This window comes from Streptomyces naganishii JCM 4654, from assembly GCF_014650575.1.
GTDB classification, from domain to species: domain Bacteria; phylum Actinomycetota; class Actinomycetes; order Streptomycetales; family Streptomycetaceae; genus Streptomyces; species Streptomyces naganishii.
This window is the reverse complement of sequence record NZ_BMVF01000076.1, coordinates 1-506: the sequence shown is the minus strand read 5'-3', so window position 1 is coordinate 506 and position 506 is coordinate 1. Positions and strand designations below refer to the sequence as shown.

The 506-nt window shown below is 70.8% G+C and carries 1 protein-coding gene; it reads right to left on the bottom strand.

Translation table 11 applies throughout. The features are described from left to right. Positions 1–506: dihydropteroate synthase (locus IE217_RS34430; protein WP_190181889.1), on the bottom strand; the 506-nt coding region annotated here is incomplete at both ends.

Genomic DNA, 506 nt, shown 5'->3' with positions numbered 1-506 from the left:
GGGTGGCGGCGCTTGAGCTCGCGGATCCCCTCGATGGTGGCCACGCCGTCCTTGCGGGACTCCTCCTGCCCGGTGCAGATCGTGAACGTCAGGCAGTCGACGAGGATGTCCTCCTCACGGATGCCCCAGTTCCCCGTCAGGTCGGCGATCAGCCGCTCGGCGATCTCCACCTTCTTGTCCGCCGTGCGGGCCTGCCCCTCCTCGTCGATGGTCAGCGCGATCAGCGCCGCCCCGTGCTCCCGCGCCAGCGCCGTCACCCGCGCGAACCGCGACTCGGGCCCGTCACCGTCCTCGTAGTTCACGGAGTTGATCACCGCCCGGCCGCCGAGCTTCTCCAGCCCGGCCCGGATGACGTCGACCTCGGTGGAGTCCAGCACCACCGGCAGCGTGGAGGCGGTGGCGAAACGCCCGGCCAGCTCCTCCATGTCGGCGACACCGTCACGGCCCACGTAGTCCACACACAGGTCCAGCATGTGCGCGCCCTCGCGGATCTGCTCCCGCGCCAG